This window comes from Priestia sp. FSL W8-0001 (assembly GCF_038050335.1).
In the GTDB taxonomy this organism is placed as follows: Bacteria; Bacillota; Bacilli; order Bacillales; family Bacillaceae_H; genus Priestia; species Priestia flexa.
Genome location: NZ_JBBPAL010000001.1, coordinates 3,911,675 through 3,932,481 on the forward strand (window position 1 = coordinate 3,911,675; position 20,807 = coordinate 3,932,481).

Here is a 20,807-nt window from a genome sequence, read left to right on the forward strand (position 1 = left end):
GGACTGACCCCTGTTTTTGAGACAGGAATCAAAACACCTTTTAAACAACCCGTTTTCTGTATTGTACAGGAGACTGGTTGTTTAATTTTGTTTGAATACGGGCATGGTTATAATACGTAATATAGCTTTTGACGGTTTGCTCTATGATGGTAGTCGTAGTGTATGTCAACTCGTCAAGGTAGAACGTTTCAGACTTTAGTGAGGAATGAAACGATTCAATTGAGGCATTATCTGCAGGCGTCCCTTTTCGGGACATACTCATGATAATGCCTTTCTCTTTAATTGTTTGTTGATAAGCATACGATGTGTACACAGAGCCTTGATCACTATGCAACGTGCACCCTTCCGGTAGAGAAGGGAGTTGGTTAAGCGTGTCTAAAACAAACGCGACATTTTGACAATCACCAATGGAATACGCAATAATTTCTCCGTTAAATAAATCTTGAATACTTGAAAGATACAATGGTTTCGGCCCAAAAGGCAAGTACGTAATATCGGTCACAAGCTTTTGAAGAGGGCGTTCAGCTCGAAAGTCACGATTTAATATATTCTCTGCAACCTGATAAGGTTGCCCTGTTCGCTGCCGTTTCTTCCGTTTAACGCGACATTGCCAACCGTATTTCTGCATGGTACGCTGCACAAACTTGTGGTTAATCTTCATGGTTCGCTTGAGTACAGCTGTGATCTTCCGATAGCCATATCGAAACTTGTGTGCACGACATTGTTCACCCACTTGCTGTTCCATCCATTTCTTTCGTGTATCCTGTTGACTATGCTGCTTCCAACGGTAGTAAGTGGACCGAGGAATACCAAGATGGAAACAGATTTGATAAATAGGGATTTGTTCTTTTAACTCTTCCACTAGGTTCACTGCGATTTCTGGTACCACTTCCTTTCCAATTCCTTGTACTTTTTTAAAATCTCGATTTGTTGCTTTAATTGTCGGTTCTCAGTCTTTAACTTAGCTGTCTCGTTTTCAAAATCAGGACCTTTTCCATAGGCATATTGCTTGCCTACTGGCTGTTCCAACCGGTGTACATCCCCATTTTGATACCACTTCATCCATGTTTTTAATTGGGTAGGATTCCGAATGTTTAGTTGTGATAAGACTTCTTTTACAGGTACACCGGCTAACCTCATTTCAATCGCTTTTAACTTTATTTCGACTGGATAACTGACTCTTGTTCCCATAGAAAAAACACCTCCAAGTGATTGTTAGGTACTACATACCCAGTTTTCAACTTAAAGGTGTTTTTTATTTGTCTCACTTTATGGGGTCAGTCCCACTTATGGCCGAAGCTTTTTCATATTCTTATTTACTTTTTTTGATTTGTTCCTAACTCTTCAACCTTCACATTTTCAAACGTCGCTGTACCACCAGAAGAAAATAGCGAAATGCCTTGGTCTTCAGCTAAGGGAAATACTAAATTGGTATGCACCACTTTCCCACCGTCTATAAACACTTCTACGCTTGTTTTATCAACGAGAACCGTAAGACGTGCATTTTTGTTATTACCACCAAAAGGCGCTTGGCTTTCTTGAAACTTTTTCTCTTCGTCTGGATTTTCTACAAACGCTCGATTTACGTAGGAATAGTTTTCAGAAATAGCTAATCCCACATCAACATGTCGAGACTTATCCTCTGATTCACGTAAACGCAAACCAATATTTTCGCTGTCTTCCCAAGATACATCAGCTTCTATTCGGTACGTTTCTCCCTTCATGTCCAGTGTGTTAGATTCATCTATTAATGTTATATCATTATATTTTTTCTCCGATTTTACAAGCTGTTTTAAATCAGCCACAGGCTGAGAGGCTAATGCGTAACCGTACTGTTCATCTTCTTGTAGCGTAATTTCTCGAACAATTGAATCCGTTCCATTAAATCCGTCGGCTTCCATGGTAGGAGTGTTGTCTGCATATGACCATTTGTTCATCCAAGCAAGTCCGTAACGCTTGTTTAACTTGTCGTCAGCCTGGCCATCTTCAAATGTAACGCCACCATACCAATCAAAACCGTAATCTAGCCACTGGGGCTCTTCATGCTCTTTTTCAAAGTTCTCTCCATTAAAGTCACCGATCCAATAAGCATAGTTGTTTGGTTTATCGACTGCTTCACCATTTGCACTCATACCAAGCACCCACTTAACAGTGCCATTAGGGCCTCTCATTTGGAATAAATCTGGACACTCTAATACGCCATAATCCTCCGTTTGAAAGTCACCAGTGAACTTCCATTCTTTCAGATTCCCTGATTCATAAAATCCAATTTTAGAACCTTCTGCAAGCAGCATCACCCATTTATCACGTTCATCGTCCCATATAATTTTGGGATCGCGAAAATCTTCTATGCCAGGATTGGATAATACAGGTTCATCGCCAGCACTTTGAAACGTTTTTCCTTCATCTGTGCTATACCATAAATACTGCTCTTGCTTCCCTCCGTCTTCTGAAGGTTGCGTTACAACTGCGATAAACGCATCCTCTCCAAATCCAGCTGTATTGTTACGATCAACAACAACAGAACCTGACCATGGATCTCCATTTTTATTCGTGTACTTTGGAATTGCTACTCCTTCATCTTTCCAATGAACAAGGTCTTCCGAAGTTGCATGGCGCCATTCAGTTCCATTACCATCGGGATAATCCTTATTGTAAAGGTAATAGTAGTGATACTGTCCATTATAGAAAATCGGCTTTTGTGGATCATTTTTCCATTTATCAGGTGCCGTAAAATGGTAAGACGAGCGATAAGATGTTGATTCCACAGGTTTTTTTTCGCTCTTATCTTCTTTATTCATTTGATTCATCCATACATAAATGCTAGCGCCTATTATGATTGCTAAAATGATAACTAGCATAGTCCACCTTCTCTGTATTGAATTCAACCTGCCCATACTATCACCACGCTTCATTAAAAGTATTATGTCACCCAATGGTTTTACCCAATAAATAAAAAGAAAATGCCACTATCATGACATTTTCTTTTTCATTTCATATCAAAGATTATTTTTTCTTTTCATCATACGTGATTTGACCTTGTTCTAAAGTACCATTTTGGACAACTGAAGATTTGTTGCCTTTCATATCAAGTAAGAATGAAGGTGCAAACGTTGATTTCTTATCTTCAAAGAATCCGCGGTTTGTCATATAGCTTGTTACAACAAATTTGTCAGAGTCTTTTTGTGGAATCACGTAGTGTGCGTATGTCCATGTTACATCATTTGGATCTAAATCTTGATGCAATACAATACCTGTGTCATTCATTGGTTTATATGGACCTGTTAAAGAATTTGACACATAGCCAAGCATGTAAATATCTTTATCATCGACACCATCAGTCGTCATTTTAGAACCACGTGTGCTTGTAAATAAATAGAACTTGCCATCTTTTTTGAAGATATTGGGACGTTCAATTTCATCTGTTACTGTATTTGATACAATTAGTGGCTTCATTTCATTTTTCAACGTGTAGTCATCGTTAATTTCAACGATACCAATCGCACCGTTTGCAAGCTCTGCTTCATCTTTCTTATCACTATTGTCAAGGTTCTTAAACTCATCGCGGAAGAACTTCATACCGTTGCCGTAGTAAGCGCGATTATAAAGAGACTCTTCACCAGAATAACCATATTCAGTACCTGTGTTTGCTTCAAAAACTAAATATTTGCGACCTTTATCTTCAATGTAGTGAGGGTCACGTAGCGTATGGTTGTTCATAAAGTTACGATCTTCGAAAGCTTTGTTTACAGACTCATACGTTTTGCTGTCTCCACCTTCGTAGATTGATTTATGATCTTCAACACCGTCAACTTTCAGCGTGTTTTCTTGTTGTTCAGAAACATTAACCTGTGCTGTTGTAAGAGTTTGTTTACCGAATAATTTTTGGCTTTCATTAAAATCACCACGGTTTGTATAGAATAAGCGAATTTCACCGTCATCTGTGAATAATGCAGATCCTGACCATTCTTCTATTTGTCCTTTTAAGTGCTCGTCGTTTGCTTCGTACTTGTCATTATCGTCAAATACACGACCAGCATTTTTCCAAGCGTCAACGGAATTGTCTCCTGCTTTTTTATAGAACATGTAGATAAATGTATCGTTAGGGTTCTTAGGATCTCCAGCTAAACCAAATACAATGTGATAACCGTTATATTCCGCTACCGTACCGTCAGCATTTTGCAATGGCCACGTATCCCATACGTCCATTTTAATTTTGTTTCCATTTTTATCTGTTTTAACAGCTGATTCTACATTTTTAATTGTTGATTCATCAAAGCCTGGTACCGTATAGCGCTTGTCACCATGTTGGTTTACCATGTTCTTCATTGCTTCACGCGTAATTTGTGAAGTACCGTACGTTTCTTTATAGGATTTTGCTTGTGCTTCATCTACACCTTTACCTTGAGCAGAAGCAGGTGTAAAGCTACCTCCTAATAAAATTGCTGCACTTAAGGATGCTACCGTTGCTTTTGACGCAAAATTACGAAAGTTCATCAATTTTTCCTCCTAATAGATAGTTTTCACTGCTTTGGTAAGACACGGACGATACTTCTTTGGCTTAAATTGGTTCCGGCTTGATTGATCGTTCGTTCCATACCTGATACATTAAGTATAAAAAACAATGCTTCGACTGAATACGGCATAAATTGATTGAGTTTTCGTCTTAAATTGATATACATGACAAAAGAACGACAAAAGAAGCCCTTTCTCAAATCGAAAAAGGGCTTCAATGATTATGGCTTGCTATCTTCTCGTAAAACTTCATCTAACTGTCTAAGTGTTTCATCTTTTGAAAGCTCTCGATTTAAGTATCTTTTTAGCGTACGACCTGCTTCTCGCTTAGCAGATGATGAATAAGCAAACCAATTGGAATTATAGGTTTCTTTCGTGTGGTAAACATTCAGTACTTCTTTACTAATGGGACCTATATCATTTGTTTTTATATGCTTAAAAGCTGGAGCAAAGTCAAACCGTTCAGTCATAAATTGCTGACCTTCACTTGATGAAACCATCCAATTTAAGAATTTTTTAGCTTCTCGCTTTTTTATTGAAGATGCTTTTTTATTCACAACCCAGTAGTTTGGAACACCTGTTAAGATTTTGCTGTTGGCTTTATCATTTAATGGAACTGGAAAAATACCAAACGACTTATCGAGAGCTTCCTCATCTAATAGCGGCTGTACCCAGCTTCCCTGCAGTATCATCACTGCTTCTTCATTTGCTAACATCTCCACTTCAGTATAATAATCTGTTTTCGTTGCAGATTGATTTCCATATTGGAGAGTTAAGTCTAAGAATGATAACAAATCTTTTGCGATTACGTTTGTCGTAAAGCTTTCTTTCCCTTTTTTCAGCTGATGATTAAATTTTATTGGATCTTGCTGAATTGCAAAAGCAAGGCTAGTTAAGTGATAACCCAACTTCCACTCTTCGTAATAGCCGTTTGCAAAAGGCGTAACACCGATGTTTTTAAGCTTCTCTGCTGCCACTTTTAACTCTGAATACGTGCGAGGAATAGATTGAATACCAGCTTTTTGAAATAGCTCTCTATTATAAACAATTCCAAAACCTTCAATATCCATCGGCATGCCATATACTTTGTCTTCTACCGTAATTGGCTTTAACGTATCAGGATATGCTTTTTCAACCCAAGGCTGGCTACTCAAGTCTTCTAAATAATTAATCCATTCTTTTGTCGCATCATAGCCGATATTTGTAAAGATATCGGGCCCTTGACCTGCAGCAATTTGGGCAATGATATCAGAGAAATCATCCGATGCTCCACCCACCGTTTCGACATGGATTTTGACATTTGGGTTCTGTCTTTCATACTCCTGTACCATTTGTTCAAACTGCGTTGCAATTTCGACTTTAGGATTACGTATAGTTAAGACGACCTGTTCTGTTTCTTTATTTTCCGTTTCAGTTTGAGCGTTTGAAGAACCACAACTTGTCAACACACTCAGTAAAAGAGAGACAAAAAACAGGTAGCATATTTTTTCTTTCATTTGTTCACCCTTGCCTCTCTTAGCCTATATAGATGATTTTTCACTATCTCTTACATTGGCGTATAAAGCCCGGTATTCAAAAGGAGTTAAACCAACTACCTTCTTAAACAGCTTCGAGAAATACTTTTCATCCTGATAACCAAGCATTAACGAAATAGAATGAATGGTTTCAGCCGTTTCTAATAACCACTGTTTCGCTTGTCTTACTCTTAAATTTGTTACATATTTAGATAGCGTCATACCCGTTTCTTTTTTAAATTTCCTTGATATATGTTCTCTTGTTAAAAAAAACATTTTTGATAGTTTCTGGAGGCTAATATCTTCCATATAATAGTCTTCTACATATGCTACTATTTCTTGCATACGCTTCAGTGCTTCTAGCTCATCCACTTGACGAATTGCTCGATATTGATTGCCCTTTAGTGCTGTCAAAAGACCGTGAAACACCTCTGGAATTTGATTAAAGAAAGAGAATGAATCTTGAACCAAACGAATTGGAATTGAAATATTTTCACTTATCCACCGCTCTACATAAACCCATTGATGTTTTGCCGTTAGGACAATGTACAGATTCTCCTCACCCTGAAATGTAAAAGTTGCTCCCATATTGCGCGCTTGTAATTCATTTGAAAGCTCATTAATACAAGGATCAGATTGATGTCCTTGATAAAAATATAGCAGTGTAAAATCTATTTCTTCCGCTTCTGGAATTATTGAATGTAAAAATGCTGTATCTGTTCCTTCATTTAAACATAAGGACGTCATTAGTTGACTGTGACGAAGTTTTTTAGCCTCGGCTAGTATTTCTTCGTTTTCTTCTTGTTCTGCCTCTAAAGAGTCTACTACTTTTGTTAACACTTGTTGAAAAGCTTCGGGGTCAATTGGTTTCAGCAAGTAATCAAAGCTATTTAATTGAATAGCTTTGCGCATAAATGTATAATCATCATACCCCGTAACAAGTATGACTTTTCCTGTATACGAATGTTGATTTAACCTTTCAATCAGCTGTAAACCACTCATTTTTGGCATTTTAATATCCGTAAAAATCACACCAGGCTTTTCTTTTTCAATTATCTCCAAAGCCTCTATGCCATTAGTAGCTTCTAACACTTCATTGATTCCTACGCTTTCCCATTCTCCTAGTTGGCGCATCACTTTACGAACATTTTTCTCGTCATCAACAATCAACGCTTTCACTATATTTACCTCCCTTAGCAGTCAAATCAATAGCTGTTTTATTCAAATTGAAATTCTACTTATTAATAGGAATTGTCATCATTACCTCAAAGCCTTTTCCCTCTAGGCTATCAATATGAAACGCTGCTTCATGACCAAAATGTAGCAATAGCCGATCATAAATATTCTTCAACCCTATACCTTTTTGTGTAGCACTACGGTTATAAATGGTTTGACGAAGTGAATTCAGCTCAGCTTCTTGAAGGGTTGGACCATAACTTTTCACTGCTAGCTTAATAACTCCCCTTTCTTTTTCACCAATAATTTCTAAACGTGATTCGTCACTATGCTTTTCATAGCTATGCTTAAAATAATTTTCAACTAAAGGTTGTAGGAGCATACTCGGAATAAGCTCATTCTCAACTTCTTTATCTACTGAGAATTGAACATCGACCTCTTCTCCAAACCGCTCTTTTTGTAGCACCAAATAAGAATGGATATAGTCTAGCTCTTTATCTACTGTTACTAATTGATCTGCTTGCAATGAGTAACGCATCATCTTTGATAAAGAAATGATCAATCCATAAACCCCTTTTGCTCCAGAATCTAAAGCAACAGCGCCTATTGACTGCAAAGCATTGAATAAGAAATGTGGATTCACTTGAGACTTGAGCGCTCTTAGCTGACTTTTCTTTACTTCAATCTCCAACTTATATTCCCGATCAATATGATTGTTAATACGGTGCAGCATTTCTTGCATATGATTTTCTAAATGGCCAATCTCATCTTTGCGAGAAGTTGTAAGCGTCACATCCATGTTTCCACCTTCAATGGATCGTACTTTATCACTCAAAACTCTTATTGGCTTTGTGACAATGCGTGAGATTAGAAAAACCATAATTACTCCCAGCACTACCACGCCCAATCCCAACACAACGTTTGTATAAGCCGCTTTTTTAGCATCTTGAAACAAGGCATCTTTAGAAATAATCTTCACTACTCGCCAGTTATTCAGTGGTGCCTGTAAGCTTTCAGTGAGTACAAGCTCTGTTGACTCACTCAATGCTGTAAGCTCCTTTTTACTAATCGTTTGTCCCATTTGCTTTGGATCACTGGAATACATTACTTTATAATCTTCGTTAAGTAAGAAAACCGATGTACCATCGTCTCCCTCAAGCTGTTTTACTAATGGAGAGTACGAAGTAATATCAATATCCATTGTTAGAAAGCCAAGAAACTCTTCACTTAAAATGTTTTTAATTTTATGATGCATTGTTACTACCATGGAATCTTCTGTCTTAGGGATAATTGGAACGTTGTCATAATTTTTAGCTTTATGCGGTTCTTCAATCACATAATCTTGCTCTGATTGATAAAGCTGTTTAAATGGAGGGTGCTTGACATAATTACTTTGTGTTTTTGGTGCGCTCAAATTTGATTTATAAACAATCAATGATTCTTTTTCCTTGTGAAAATAAAAGCGAAGCTGCACCAATTCTGGCCTTGTCGCTGAAAATGTTTCAATACTCTTTTCAAAAGATAAAAAATTACTGCTATTTTCTTTTGGCAAGCCCTCATCAAAAACTTGTAGTATATCTGGCATGTTATAAACGGAATACGGCAATGTAATCATTTTTTCAAAGTGTTGCTCAAGATCATTTCCCGCTTCACGTAGCTCTTCACGGCTTTTTTCCAACTCCTTGTTCTCAATGCTACTTTTTGTATTTCCATAAATAATAAACACCGACAGGAAGTATGGTAAGATAATAAATATTACTAGAAGCAGTAATAATCGAACTTGAAAGCTTCTCATTTATTGGCTCCTTTTCTATGTTGTTAAACCACCTGAAAAGCCCTTCCTAAAGCATTTATAGACTATAACAGGGCTTATATTACGTCAATCATACCGAAGTAATACTTACTACCCCTAAAAATATGTAAAATAATGTTTTTTTGGTTTATACTGGTTTTTTTATAAGATTTACTATTTATAATTCATGAATTTTTATACATTTTCTTCTTAAGATATTTTTTTATATAGGTATTTAAACCCAAAAAATGTAATTAGAATATAAATAAAATACCATTTTTATCCTATTTCAAATGACACCGTATACTTTTCTGTTGTCAGCAAAATGAAGCTAATGTAACGGGCTTCAATTATTCTCAATCATCACCTTTTATTTTCATACTTCCTTTCCTCCATTAGATAAAAAAGACACTTATACATTTCCAGTTTATACAATCATATTATTAGATAAAAAACGCACAAGAGTGATAAGATATATGTAGAAACACTGTACAAAACCTTGCTTTTCAAAGGAAATCAGACGATCAGACAACTTTTTTAAAAAACTTGCTATATTTCCTTTGACAAAACAACAGGTTTTATATAATAATGAGTATTGAATTAGAATTATTATAATTTATTGAGGAGGAATTTCGATATGTCATTAATCGGAACTGAAGTAAAACCATTTGTAGCACAAGCTTACCAACAAGGTGAATTCCTTGAGGTTACTGAAGAAAACTTTAAAGGTAAATGGAGCGTAGTTTGCTTCTACCCAGCAGATTTCACTTTCGTATGTCCAACTGAATTAGGTGATTTACAAGACCAATACGCAGCATTAAAAGAATTAGGCGTAGAAGTATATTCAGTTTCTACAGATACACACTTCACACACAAAGCATGGCATGACCATTCAGAAACAATTAACAAAATTGAATACATTATGATTGGTGACCCTTCACAAAAAATCTCGCGTAACTTTGAAGTATTAAACGAAGAAGAAGGTCTTGCTGATCGCGGAACATTTATCATCGATCCAGATGGCATTATCCAAACTGTTGAAATCAACGCTGGTGGTATCGGCCGCGACGCAAGCACACTTGTTAACAAAATTAAAGCAGCACAATATGTACGTAAAAACCCAGGTGAAGTTTGCCCAGCTAAATGGCAAGAAGGTTCTGAAACACTAACACCAGGACTTGACCTTGTAGGTAAAATCTAAGGAGTTTGATTACATGTTATTAGATGCAAATATCAAAGCACAGCTAGATCAGTATCTTCAATTATTAGAAAGTGACATTATGCTAAAAGTAAGCGCGGGAGAAGATAAAGTATCTCGCGACATGCTTTCATTAGTAGATGAACTAGCAACAATGTCATCTCGCATTAAAGTTGAAAAAGCTGAATTAGAGCGTACACCGAGCTTTAGCGTAAATCGTATCGGTGAAGATACAGGTGTAACATTTGCCGGCGTCCCTTTAGGACATGAGTTTACTTCATTAGTTCTTGCTTTATTACAAGTAAGTGGACGTGCACCAAAAGTTGATCAAAAAGTGATTGACCAGATTAAGAACATTAAGGGCGAATACAAATTTGAGTCTTATATCAGCTTAAGCTGCCATAACTGCCCAGATGTTGTACAAGCTCTAAACTTAATGAGTATCTTAAACAATGGTATCTCTCACACAATGATTGACGGTGCGGCTTATAAAGAAGAAGTAGAAAGCAAAGATATTATGGCAGTTCCAACTGTTTACCTTAATGGTGAAGAGTTTGGCAGCGGTCGTATGACAATCGAAGAAATTTTAAATAAACTGGGCAGCGGCCCAGATGCAGCAGAGTTTGCTGATAAAGATCCTTACGATGTACTTGTTGTTGGTGGCGGTCCGGCTGGTGCAAGTGCCGCGATTTATGCAGCGCGTAAAGGTATTCGCACGGGTATTGTAGCCGAGCGCTTTGGTGGACAAGTTATGGACACAATGGGCATCGAAAACTTTATTAGCGTTAAGAAAACAGAAGGTCCTAAACTCGTAGCAAGCTTAGAAGAGCATGTTAAAGATTACGGCATTGACGTAATGAATTTAGTACGCGCTCGTAGCTTAAAGAAAAAAGACCTTGTCGAACTTGAGCTGGATAATGGCGCTGTTTTAAAAAGTAAAACAGTCATCCTTTCAACAGGTGCTCGCTGGCGTAATGTTGGTGTACCTGGAGAAGCAGAATTCAAAAACAAAGGTGTAGCTTACTGCCCACACTGCGATGGTCCTTTATTCGAAGGTAAACGCGTAGCCGTTATTGGCGGTGGAAACTCAGGCGTGGAAGCAGCGATTGACCTTGCAGGTATCGTAAATCACGTAACTGTTTTTGAATATATGCCTGAACTGAAAGCCGATGCTGTATTACAAGAGCGTCTAAACAGCCTTCCAAACGTAACTGTCGTGAAAAATGCTCAAACAAAAGAAATTACCGGAACTGATAAAGTAAACGGTATTACTTACATTGATCGTGAGACAGAGGAAGAAAAACACGTTGAATTAGAAGGTGTATTCGTTCAAATAGGCTTAGTACCAAACACTGATTGGTTAGGCGATGATGTAGAACGTACACGTATGGGAGAAATCGTTGTTGATAAGCATGGTGCGACTAACATCCCTGGCGTATTCGCTGCGGGAGACTGCACAGACAGTGCTTATAAACAAATTATTATCTCCATGGGTTCAGGTGCAACAGCAGCTTTAGGTGCTTTTGATTATCTAATCCGTAACTGATTAAAAGTTAACGATTTATCCAATTGAAAGAACCCTTGCTTTGGACAAGGGTTCTTTTTTTATAGTTACATTTCAATTTGAGTATTTTCTTTTTTACGCTTAGAACGCCCTCTCCATGCTGGCACTATCACTGCTAAGATCGTTAATACAATCAGTGACATAGCCAATGGACTCGTCAAGAAAATATTCCAGGATCCCCCTGAAATCGTCAACGATTGACGAAGCGAATTTTCCATCATTCCACCTAAAATAAAAGCTAAAATGAATGGTGCTGCCAAACCTTTAATAGATCCCCTCCCAAATATTCAAATGACTTTTTTATTTATTTAAAGGCTGGAATAGCTGTTTCATCGTACTTTTCTTCTAAGAATTTACGAACTTCTGGGCTTGTCATTGCTTCAGCTAGCTTCTTAATTGCATCTGAATCAGCGTTATCTTTGCGCGCTACTAAGGTAATTGCAAAATCATTGTCTACTCCTTCAGTAAGAAGTGCATCACTTTTTGGTGTTAAACCAAGAGGCGCGGCATAAGCTGGCGTCATGACTACCGCATCCGCATCATCATACATTCTCGATAGCATCAGTAAATCAACTTCTTTAAACTTAAGGTTTTTGGGATTCTCTTTAATGTCCGCCTTCGTATAATACGTATCTTTCTTGTCACCTAACTTGATAACATCATGCTGCGCAAGCAAAGAAAGAGAACGATCAATATTAGAAACGTCATTAGCAATGGCCACAGTCGCACCATCAGGTAATTCTTCTACTGACTTATAGTTCTTTGAATATACGCCATAATTTGCAAAATAAATTGGCTCAACGGCTACTAATTCTGCGTTGTTATTACGATTAAATTCTTCCATATAAGGCACGTGTTGAAAGAAGTTTGCATCTACTTCTCTAGCTGCAAGCGCGCTATTGGGCTGTACGTTATCACTCAAGACTTCTACTTGTAAGTCAATGCCTTCTTCCTTTAGCTTTGGCTTTACAAGGTCTAAAATCTCTGTCATTGGTGGTATTAAAGAGGCTACTTTTAACGTAACTTCTTCTCCATCTTGTCCTTGCTTATCTTTATTTTCATTTGTTTCGTTTGCTTGGCCACAACCACTTAGTGCTACAACAAGCACCAACATAAAAAAGAATAGTTTTTTCATTTTTTCCTCCATTATTTATCTTTTATCCAACACTCTGGCCACAGTCATTCCAACAAATTGTACGAGCTGCACCAACACAATCATAATAATAATCATGTACATCATTAAATCTGTTTTAAATTGTTGATACCCATACCGAATGGCGAAATCACCAATTCCTCCTCCGCCAACAACTCCCATAATAGTCGAATACGAAATAAAGCTAATAATGGATGTCGTCAGTCCAAGGATTAGACCCGAGCGTGCTTCTACATAAACAAACTTAAACATAATTTCTCGAACAGATGCCCCCATCGAAATCGCTGCTTCAATAACACCTTTAGGCACATCTAACAGCGATTGCTCAACAAGACGTGAGTAGTGCGCAATGGCAATAATCGAGAGTGGAATTGTTGCTGCTGCTGTTCCAATTGCTGTCCCGAGGACAAAACGAGTAAACGGTATGAGGAAGACGACCAGTAATAAAAATGGAAACGAGCGAATTGTATTTACCATTAGGTTTAAGATTGAAAATATGAGTTGATTTTCAATCAATTGCCCCTTCCGACAAAGAAATAAAAAAGTACCAACGGGAAGTCCGATGAGAACTGCAGCTAAAATTGAAACACCAACCATCACAAAGGTTTCACCAATAGATTGCCATATTTCAGTTTCATATTGTGCCAAAACTTCAAGCATTGTCTATTTCCTCTCCCTCTGTTAATTGATCTACAAAATATTGTGCCCGATTCTCTTTCATTTGAACACCTTTTGGCTTTGTCGTTACCGTTTGATAGAGAGATCCATTTTCGAGAACGGTGACGCGATTGCATATGCTTTTAATGACTTCCATCTCATGGCTGACAATCACGATGGTCACACCTAAGCGCTGATTAATATCCTCTAATACTTTTAATAGATCAGCTGTAGTATTAGAATCCAGAGATGAGGTCGGCTCATCACAAAGTAACACTTGCGGCTTGTTTGCCAAGGCTCTTGCAATGGCCACACGCTGCTTTTGGCCACCGCTTAGCTGAGCTGGATACTTATCTTTTAGCTCAGCTAAGCCAACAAAGCTTAAGCATTCTAGCACGCGCTTTTTCTGTTCCTCTTTTGGAGATCTTGTTAGCTCTAATGAAACAGCTACGTTATCGTACACTGTCTTATTAGAAATTAGATTAAAGTGTTGAAAGATCATCCCAATCGACTTTCTCGCTTCTCGAAGCTTCTTCCCACTCATCTTTGTTAAGATTTGAGCATTCACTTCTACTTCTCCCTCATCTGGAATTTCAAGTAGGTTCATAAGACGAAGCAACGTTGACTTCCCCGCTCCACTCGCTCCAATAATTCCATGAATCTCACCGCTATTTATCTCTAAAGATAACTCTTTAATCGCCTGAAACTGTGCAAATCTTTTACTTACACGATTTAATTTAATCATGAAAACCCCCTCCTTTCTTTAGTTGAAGGGTGAGAACATTCCTATGAACAGCTGCACTTAAAATAGAAATTATTCACCGCTGTTTATTTTAACATTATTTTATGCGATTTTATGAGGTTTTACTATATATTCAGCTTGAGCTTACATGCTTTTATTCTTAATCGCCTCGGCAAGTTCATATAAAGCATACTGCTCTTTAATTTTATAGGTTCTACCTTCTTTTTGCAGGTATCCTTTCTCACAGAACTGTGTCAATACGTGCAACAAGTGGCGATACGAAACACCGAGATAGTCACAAACAATGACGTGCTTTTCTCGGTAAACTCCGTTATCAGCCGTCTGTATAATAAAGTCCGCAAGCCTGTTCTCTAGAGGGAAAGCTAAGCTCTGTGAGTATTTAGCTGCCATTAACGTTGCTTTAACACTCAAAAACTTTGTTAATTCTCGAAGAAACTTAGCGTCTTCAAGCAACCTGGTGCGACATTGGGAGAAAGGCAACACCAAACAAACTGTTTTGGTGGCGGCTTGAATTCCTTTTGTATAGTACACATCGTTTAATAATTCCATTTCACCGATATAATCATGCGCATTGATAAAGTTAAGAAGCGATACTTTCCCGTTTTGATGTGTTACGTATATTTTCGCTTTTCCTTCTGTCACATAAAATAAAAAATCTGGTCTCCTTCCTTCGCGGATAATCCACTCATCGCGCTTATACTCTCGTACCTCAAGAAACTCTTCAATTTCAAAAGAAAACTGATTAGCAATTGAATGCCTTTCTAGATACAACCGCTTTTTTTCACCTTTGTAAATTTCCATCTGCCACCTCAAAACTATGAGATATCTCATAGTAATCATATTTATTCTCATGATATCATGCGATTGATAAGGAGGATACGAATGAATACACAACGGTGGATGAGCACACATTTTTTTAGTTTTTTTCTGACATGGGGAATTTTTCTACCCTATTGGTCGGGCTGGATGATTCAAACAAAAGGAATTAGCGTTTCAGAAGCTAGTTTTATTATGAGTATTGGCTTAGTGGCGAGGGGGCTTTCTACACTATTTGCTTTTCCTTATTTATTAGAACGAGTCAGCAATAAAGCGCTTTTAAATATTGCGGGAATTGGCACGTTGATTGGGATTCTTTGTTACATTCCAGCTAATTCGTTTACAAGCTTACTAGTCGTAACCGTCTTTTTGCATATTTTTTACCCAACCTTAATGCCAGCTTTAGATAGCGTCGCTGGTGTTCTTGTACAAAGTAAACAGCTGAAACACTACGGAAAAAGTCGTCAATGGGGATCCATTGGATTTGTGTCTGTAGGTATCCTGTTAACTGTATTTACAGGAATGCTTGGAGATAACGTGATCTTTTGGGCGCTACTGCTTGGGATTAGCTGCTTTGTCGCTCTTAGCTTCACAAGTGCTCCGGATATTTTATCGAAAAAACCACAAATAAACCAAGGTAAAAAGGTAAATATCATAGATTTATTTCGCACCAAACATTTCTTAGTTGTACTTATTATTGTGGTGCTGCTTCAAGCCGCCCATGCTACTTATTACAACTATGGCTATATCTTTTTACAAGAAATCGATGCTCCGATCTATCTAATCGGTGTCATTATCAATATTGCCGTTATTGCTGAGATTATTTTCTTTTCGATTGCAGATAAACGCTTTAGCCGGTTTTCACCGGGTACCCTATTAGCATTAGCTGCAGCTGGCTCTTCTCTGCGATGGGTGTTAGTATTTATTTTTCCAAACATTATTGTCTTTTGTATAGCCCAAACCCTACATGCGTTTTCATTTGCGATGGGGCACTATGCTTTCATGAAATACTTAACAGCAAACATTCCACATACACATATTCCAAAAGCTCAAGGCATGTACTCAGCTTTCGCACTCAGCTGGAGCACGGCTGTATTCACAGTTTTTGGTGGCTTCTTATATGAAATTGAGCCAAGGTATGCTTTCATTGGAATGCTTGCGTGTAGCTTACCTGCGATGTTAATTGCGCTTATGTACCGGAAGCTAGAAGTGGAAAAGAAGATTTTATTGTCTGCTTAGATGTTTTGATAATTAAATTTTGATTAAAAGAGTTTGAGTTTTGGACACGAACAATAGATGTTCCCATCTCTTTAGGTTATCTGAACACGTTCGTTCCATTGCGCTACGGCCACTCGCTTTCCGCGGGGAGGAACCTGAGCTTCTTCGCTGCGCTTTGAGATCTCAGTTTTCCACATGAGCCGAGTGTCCTACGCTCCATTCCACCCTGTTTCCAACATTGTTTTCACAATCAACAAAAAGCCTGAACGATTAAAAGTGAGAAACTCTCAATCGTTCAGGTATAGTAGGGGCTCAACTACTTATGTCTCAGTGTCTTCTTCCACCACTAACATACTATTGATTTCATCATATACATTGGCGAAGGTATTCGAATTTACTTCATCATCAATCATTGCTTTTATAATTTCTTCAAACACCGCTTTATCTTCCTCGGCAGTCATGATTTCATTGCAGTTCAACACATTTTCGATACGGTTTATTCGCTTTGCTCCCAGCATAAAGGATGTGATTAATGCCTGCGGCGTTGTCCGTAAAGCTAAGGAACAGAAATCCACAAATTCGAGAGACAAGTTTAATAACGGGATTGGCTTGATATAAACGCTATAAATGTCAGCGATTTTCAGTAAATCGTTATCCAACTTAAATTGTTTTCGAATCTCTGCTATATCTTTGTTATTCATCTCTAATTTTAACTCCCTGGCTAGTAAGATTCGTGTTTTGTATATTTTAAAATTAAATTGCTAATAATGTGTACGAATATGGAGTTTTTAAGTACGAATAGAAATGTTTTTTCTCAATAAGAGGGGTGAGATGTACATGTTTTGGAAAAAAAACAGATTGAAAGTAAGCTTGCTGCTCAATCAATAGCTGAATCTGAATTATCGATAGAAGCTCTGAAAAAAAGCCTCGTTCAAATGGATGATGCAGAATTTGTGGAAATTGACATTTCCGATATTCGAAAAATTCATCTTGTTTACATACGAACTCTCATTGACGAAGAAAAATTAAATGAAAGCATTATAAAACCTTTAACTAATTGTTCCAAACCGTCTATTCAAGATTGCATTATGAATTCGTCAATTATTCCCATTTCTATTTTTATAGAGGCAAAAAAACAGTTGTTTTCAGGGTCCATTTTGTTATTTGATTCTTCGCAAAACCTTTGGTTAGCTGTGCCATTAAAAAATCCTATTGGACGTGCCATTGAAACGTCCGAAACAGAAACCATCATGTTCGGAGCAAAAGACAGCTTTAGTGAACAAGTAGAACAAAATATTACGCTTATTCGAAGACGACTCCCCATAAATGAACTGAAAACAGAGAAGTTTACTGTCGGTTCTATGAGTGAGACAAGTGTTGTTTTAATGTACATAGAGGGGCTGACTAATCCAGATTTTGTTTCAACAGTCAAAGAGAAGATTTCTGAAATTAATTTTGATCTCTTCTTTGACTCCTCTCAAGTTGCGGCATTCATGGAGGACCATCAAAACAGTATTTTCCCTCAGTTTCAGCAAACTGACCGGCCTGATGTAGTTGCTTATTCTCTGGGATTAGGAAAGATCACCCTTCTGGTAGACAATACACCATTTGCTCTTGTTGCACCCATTACTTTTTTCCATTTGTTCCAATCACCCGAGGACTATATTAATCGATGGGTAGTTGCCAGTTTTTTGCGCATCATCCGTTATCTCTGTTTTATTCTGTCAATCATATTGATTCCTTTCTATGTGGCGTTGACAACTCATCACTATCAAATGATTCCTCTACAAATGCTTATGGTCTTGGTCGACTCAAGGAGCAAGCTTCCTTTCACTCCTTTTTGGGAAGCATTTATCATGTTAATTTTTATTGAAATCATAAAAGAAGCAAGTTTAAGGATGCCTACAAAAACAGGTCAAACACTTGGGGTTATTGGTGGTATTGTGATTGGTCAAGCGGCTGTTGAGGCTGGATTCGCTAGCAAAGTATTAATTGTCCTGGTTGGAATCTCGACGATCGCTTCCTTTCTTATTCCCAACTACCTTATGACAAAAGCAAATTCATTAATTCAATTGATGCTTCTTGTTTTTTCTTCTTTACTTGGGATAATTGGGATTGCACTAGGAAGCATTGCTATTTTGGCTCATCTTAATAGCTTGTCTTCAATCAAGCAACCCTATTTTTCACCAGTTTCCCCTTTTTTCGGTAAGGATTGGATTGACTTATTCATTCGAGGGCCATTAGTCAAAATGTTGGAGCGTCCAGAGCATCTTAAACCTCTAAAACAGAAGAGAGATAAAACTAGGAGATGACTTGATGATGGAAACCCACCAATTATTTAAAAAGAATGAAACCTATAATGGGTTCTATGCCATGTTGTTGGTAAATCGCCTCCAAATGCTATACTTTTATCTGATTATGCCAAATATCTTGATCAATCCATATATGATTTGGGTGCTTATAGCTGTCGGGATATTATCCCAACTAAACCTTCTTCTTTTATCGAAGTGGCTTTTAACCCGTTTATCTAGCAATGGATATAATGGATTTGTCCAATTGTTTGGGAAAAAATTGGTACGTTTTCTCTCTTTCATCGGGTTGTTCTTTATTCTACTTAAACTTTCCGTCATAACGTTAGGATTCAGCGAAATTGTTCAAACATTTATACTTCCATCAACAGATACAAATTTTCTTGTCTTTTTTATTTTGTTGTTATGTTTTTATGTCGCAGGTAGGGGCGTTGAACATACCATTCGTTTTGTGTTGATTTCTTTTTTCTGTACATTTTGGATGTTCACATTTTTCGTTTTTTTCGTCTTCCCTCCAATAGCTCAACTCAGTGATTTGTATCCACTTATTCCAATGGAGTGGAAAGTAGAAAATTGGAAAGCCGTTTTTTTAATTTTGTCTTCCTATTCTGGTCCGGAATTTCTGGTATTTTTGGGACCATGGCTTAAAACAAACAATAAAACATTTCGCTATTTGTCTTACGGAAACGCTCTCACCGTTGTAGAGTATGTATTCCTATTTATAGCATCCTTATTTTATTTCGGTTCCAATTTTTTAAGTAAAACTCAATATCCAATTATTAATATGGGCCGTTATTTACAAAACCCAGTGTTTGAACGAATTGATATAATGATGCTTTCCTTTCTATTATTTAACCTAGTTTTTGCAGTTTCTCTATTTCTATTATTGTTTTATGGAGCATCTAAAATAGCTTTTGGTAAAATGAGCAAGCCGACCAGTGGTAAAGGTTTGTTATTCAGTGTATTCCTTATTTTTATTGGAATGGTTCTTGTGAATGAATTATTTTGGAAGTCTTGGGAGAAGCAGAACTTTTTACTTAATCTTCAAATTATAGCTGGAAGCATAAGCTATTTTCTTGTTCCACTTGTTATTGTTTTAGTTTTAGTAATGAAAAAAGAGGCGGTTAAAAAACATGCGTCTACATAAAAAGATATGTAAAATATTGATACTCCTTTTTATGACTTTTTGGTTATCTGGCTGTGCCCCTGTTACCGAAAACAACCTTATTGAAGAAATTTCCCCCGTTACCTTTTTGTCAATTAGTAAGGGGGATAAAGGGAAATTAAAAGTCAGTACAATTATGCCTCCTCTAAGTAAAGAAAATAAGTTTGTTATGTCGCAAGAAGTCAGCTTATTAAAGGAGGGAGTACAGAAGTACAACTTAAACTTCAACCAGGAAATTAAATTCGGACAAATGCGGATGCTGGTAGTTAGTGATGAACTTGCAAAAGAGGGAATTATGTCCATTATAAATGTATTATTGACTGATCCGGATATTTCTCCGAGAATCTATTTAGTAATCGTAAAAGGAAATTTTGATGAATACTTGGAAAGTCAATTGGACAAAGATGAAAACTTTGATTACTCGTTTTACCGAATGCTGAAGCATTATGAGAAAAAAAACCAAGGAGAATTAACTGTCGTTAATCTTCATCAATTTAAACATTTGCTCTATACTCCTTATTCAGATCCTTTTTTGCCTGTATTCAAAATAAAAGAGGATGGGGTCAACTATGAAGGTACAGCCTTGTTTAAAGATGACAAGCTAGTTGAAACTATTTCATCTTTAGATGATCGTATCTTCCAGCTGATAAACAACGATCACTACTTAGTTGTTTTACCGATTCAAAAATTTGAAATTGTACTGGGTCATGTTAGATCTAAAGTAATAGTAGATATCGATAGCAGTTATTCTACAATGACCTATACCGTGAATATAGACACTAGGATTGAGGAATACCGGGGAGAGAAGCAATTATTTGACCCACAGCAGTTAGAAAATATGAAAAAAGATATCGAAACCCATCTTGAAAAACAAACACATGAACTAGTTAAAAAGATGCAAGAATTGAAAGTGGATCCATTACTGTCAACAACGATTCAAATTTCCCCAATTTCAACGAAATGAAAT

General features: G+C 37.2%; 17 protein-coding genes and 1 pseudogene. 6 read left to right on the forward strand and 12 right to left on the reverse strand.

Translation table 11 applies throughout. From position 1 onward, the window contains the following. Positions 1-40: 40 nt before the first annotated feature. The 6 genes from MKZ18_RS20555 to MKZ18_RS20580 all read right to left on the reverse strand — a co-directional run bounded on the left by MKZ18_RS20555 (position 41) and on the right by MKZ18_RS20580 (position 9,000). Positions 41-1,191, reverse strand: a protein-coding gene (locus MKZ18_RS20555) for an IS3 family transposase (RefSeq protein ID WP_144594449.1) whose coding sequence is annotated in 2 segments (ribosomal slippage) — positions 41-918 and positions 918-1,191 — 1,152 coding nt in all. Because the reading frame shifts where the segments join, the coding sequence is not laid out codon by codon here. Positions 1,192-1,316: 125 nt separating this feature from the next. Then, positions 1,317-2,861 (reverse strand): glycoside hydrolase family 32 protein, encoded by a 1,545-nt coding sequence (locus tag MKZ18_RS20560; RefSeq protein ID WP_445936760.1) that lies wholly within the window; start codon positions 2,859-2,861, stop codon positions 1,317-1,319. A gap of 145 nt (positions 2,862-3,006) precedes the next feature. Continuing rightward, entirely contained in the window at positions 3,007-4,497 is a 1,491-nt protein-coding gene (locus MKZ18_RS20565; protein WP_100346542.1) for a glycoside hydrolase family 68 protein, read from the reverse strand. A 239-nt stretch (positions 4,498-4,736) separates the two neighbouring features. Beyond that, the gene (locus MKZ18_RS20570; RefSeq protein WP_341344596.1) at positions 4,737-6,011 is read right to left on the reverse strand and encodes an ABC transporter substrate-binding protein; all 1,275 of its coding nucleotides are present in this window, start codon (positions 6,009-6,011) and stop codon (positions 4,737-4,739) included. Between the two features lie 24 nt (positions 6,012-6,035). Beyond that, positions 6,036-7,208, reverse strand: coding sequence for a response regulator transcription factor (locus tag MKZ18_RS20575; protein ID WP_225002284.1), 1,173 nt, complete (start codon positions 7,206-7,208; stop codon positions 6,036-6,038). Positions 7,209-7,263: 55 nt separating this feature from the next. Next, positions 7,264-9,000, reverse strand: coding sequence for a cache domain-containing sensor histidine kinase (locus MKZ18_RS20580; RefSeq protein ID WP_225002283.1), 1,737 nt, complete (start codon positions 8,998-9,000; stop codon positions 7,264-7,266). 634 nt (positions 9,001-9,634) lie between these two features. Here MKZ18_RS20580 and ahpC point away from each other — a divergent pair. Next, entirely contained in the window at positions 9,635-10,198 is a 564-nt protein-coding gene (gene ahpC, locus MKZ18_RS20585) for an alkyl hydroperoxide reductase subunit C (protein ID WP_025910435.1), read from the forward strand. A 13-nt stretch (positions 10,199-10,211) separates the two neighbouring features. Then, positions 10,212-11,741 (forward strand): alkyl hydroperoxide reductase subunit F, encoded by a 1,530-nt coding sequence (ahpF, locus tag MKZ18_RS20590; RefSeq protein WP_318757801.1) that lies wholly within the window; start codon positions 10,212-10,214, stop codon positions 11,739-11,741. Between the two features lie 65 nt (positions 11,742-11,806). Here the strand turns inward: ahpF and MKZ18_RS20595 are convergent, their stop codons facing one another. The 5 genes from MKZ18_RS20595 to yeiL form a co-directional block, all read right to left on the reverse strand. Further along, entirely contained in the window at positions 11,807-12,019 is a 213-nt protein-coding gene (locus MKZ18_RS20595; RefSeq protein ID WP_235932381.1) for a hypothetical protein, read from the reverse strand. Between the two features lie 44 nt (positions 12,020-12,063). After that, positions 12,064-12,894, reverse strand: coding sequence for a MetQ/NlpA family ABC transporter substrate-binding protein (locus MKZ18_RS20600; protein ID WP_061786064.1), 831 nt, complete (start codon positions 12,892-12,894; stop codon positions 12,064-12,066). Positions 12,895-12,909: 15 nt separating this feature from the next. After that, positions 12,910-13,572 carry a methionine ABC transporter permease gene (locus MKZ18_RS20605; RefSeq protein WP_062687018.1) on the reverse strand — a complete coding sequence of 221 codons (663 nt, stop codon included), beginning with the start codon at positions 13,570-13,572 and terminating at the stop codon, positions 12,910-12,912. Beyond that, the gene (locus tag MKZ18_RS20610) at positions 13,565-14,314 is read right to left on the reverse strand and encodes a methionine ABC transporter ATP-binding protein (protein WP_225002282.1); all 750 of its coding nucleotides are present in this window, start codon (positions 14,312-14,314) and stop codon (positions 13,565-13,567) included. The genes MKZ18_RS20605 and MKZ18_RS20610 overlap by 8 nt, the downstream gene beginning before the upstream one ends. A gap of 141 nt (positions 14,315-14,455) precedes the next feature. Next, a complete protein-coding gene (gene yeiL / locus MKZ18_RS20615; protein ID WP_062687016.1) occupies positions 14,456-15,133 on the reverse strand; it encodes a transcriptional regulator YeiL in 678 nt (225 codons plus the stop codon). An 81-nt stretch (positions 15,134-15,214) separates the two neighbouring features. Here yeiL and MKZ18_RS20620 point away from each other — a divergent pair, with 81 nt between their 5' ends. After that, complete coding sequence (locus MKZ18_RS20620; RefSeq protein WP_225002281.1) at positions 15,215-16,387, forward strand: MFS transporter; 1,173 nt, start codon at positions 15,215-15,217, stop codon at positions 16,385-16,387. Positions 16,388-16,692: 305 nt separating this feature from the next. Here MKZ18_RS20620 and MKZ18_RS20625 read toward each other — a convergent pair. Next, positions 16,693-16,972, reverse strand: a pseudogene (locus tag MKZ18_RS20625) (DUF4317 family protein); the annotation flags it as partial. Positions 16,973-17,208: 236 nt separating this feature from the next. On the opposite strand from MKZ18_RS20625, the gene MKZ18_RS20630 reads away from it, so the two are divergent. From MKZ18_RS20630 to MKZ18_RS20640, 3 genes are read left to right on the forward strand one after another with little or no spacing between them, the layout of a single operon-like run. Then, entirely contained in the window at positions 17,209-18,678 is a 1,470-nt protein-coding gene (locus MKZ18_RS20630) for a spore germination protein (RefSeq protein ID WP_341344597.1), read from the forward strand. A gap of 4 nt (positions 18,679-18,682) precedes the next feature. Then, a complete protein-coding gene (locus MKZ18_RS20635; protein WP_225002279.1) occupies positions 18,683-19,822 on the forward strand; it encodes a GerAB/ArcD/ProY family transporter in 1,140 nt (379 codons plus the stop codon). After that, the gene (locus tag MKZ18_RS20640) at positions 19,809-20,804 is read left to right on the forward strand and encodes a Ger(x)C family spore germination protein (RefSeq protein ID WP_341344598.1); all 996 of its coding nucleotides are present in this window, start codon (positions 19,809-19,811) and stop codon (positions 20,802-20,804) included. The genes MKZ18_RS20635 and MKZ18_RS20640 overlap by 14 nt, the downstream gene beginning before the upstream one ends. Positions 20,805-20,807: the final 3 nt, after the last annotated feature.

What these genes read in the sequence shown, in the direction of transcription:
- MKZ18_RS20560 (WP_445936760.1), bottom strand. Translation starts at nt 2,861, where the DNA reads ATGCTAGTTATCATTTTAGCAATCATAATAGGCGCTAGCATTTATGTA.
- MKZ18_RS20565 (WP_100346542.1), bottom strand. Translation starts at nt 4,497, where the DNA reads ATGAACTTTCGTAATTTTGCGTCAAAAGCAACGGTAGCATCCTTAAGT.
- MKZ18_RS20570 (WP_341344596.1), bottom strand. Translation starts at nt 6,011, where the DNA reads ATGAAAGAAAAAATATGCTACCTGTTTTTTGTCTCTCTTTTACTGAGT.
- MKZ18_RS20580 (WP_225002283.1), bottom strand. Translation starts at nt 9,000, where the DNA reads ATGAGAAGCTTTCAAGTTCGATTATTACTGCTTCTAGTAATATTTATT.
- ahpC (WP_025910435.1), top strand. Translation starts at nt 9,635, where the DNA reads ATGTCATTAATCGGAACTGAAGTAAAACCATTTGTAGCACAAGCTTAC.
- ahpF (WP_318757801.1), top strand. Translation starts at nt 10,212, where the DNA reads ATGTTATTAGATGCAAATATCAAAGCACAGCTAGATCAGTATCTTCAA.
- MKZ18_RS20600 (WP_061786064.1), bottom strand. Translation starts at nt 12,894, where the DNA reads ATGAAAAAACTATTCTTTTTTATGTTGGTGCTTGTTGTAGCACTAAGT.
- MKZ18_RS20605 (WP_062687018.1), bottom strand. Translation starts at nt 13,572, where the DNA reads ATGCTTGAAGTTTTGGCACAATATGAAACTGAAATATGGCAATCTATT.
- MKZ18_RS20610 (WP_225002282.1), bottom strand. Translation starts at nt 14,314, where the DNA reads ATGATTAAATTAAATCGTGTAAGTAAAAGATTTGCACAGTTTCAGGCG.
- yeiL (WP_062687016.1), bottom strand. Translation starts at nt 15,133, where the DNA reads ATGGAAATTTACAAAGGTGAAAAAAAGCGGTTGTATCTAGAAAGGCAT.
- MKZ18_RS20620 (WP_225002281.1), top strand. Translation starts at nt 15,215, where the DNA reads ATGAATACACAACGGTGGATGAGCACACATTTTTTTAGTTTTTTTCTG.
- MKZ18_RS20635 (WP_225002279.1), top strand. Translation starts at nt 18,683, where the DNA reads ATGATGGAAACCCACCAATTATTTAAAAAGAATGAAACCTATAATGGG.
- MKZ18_RS20640 (WP_341344598.1), top strand. Translation starts at nt 19,809, where the DNA reads ATGCGTCTACATAAAAAGATATGTAAAATATTGATACTCCTTTTTATG.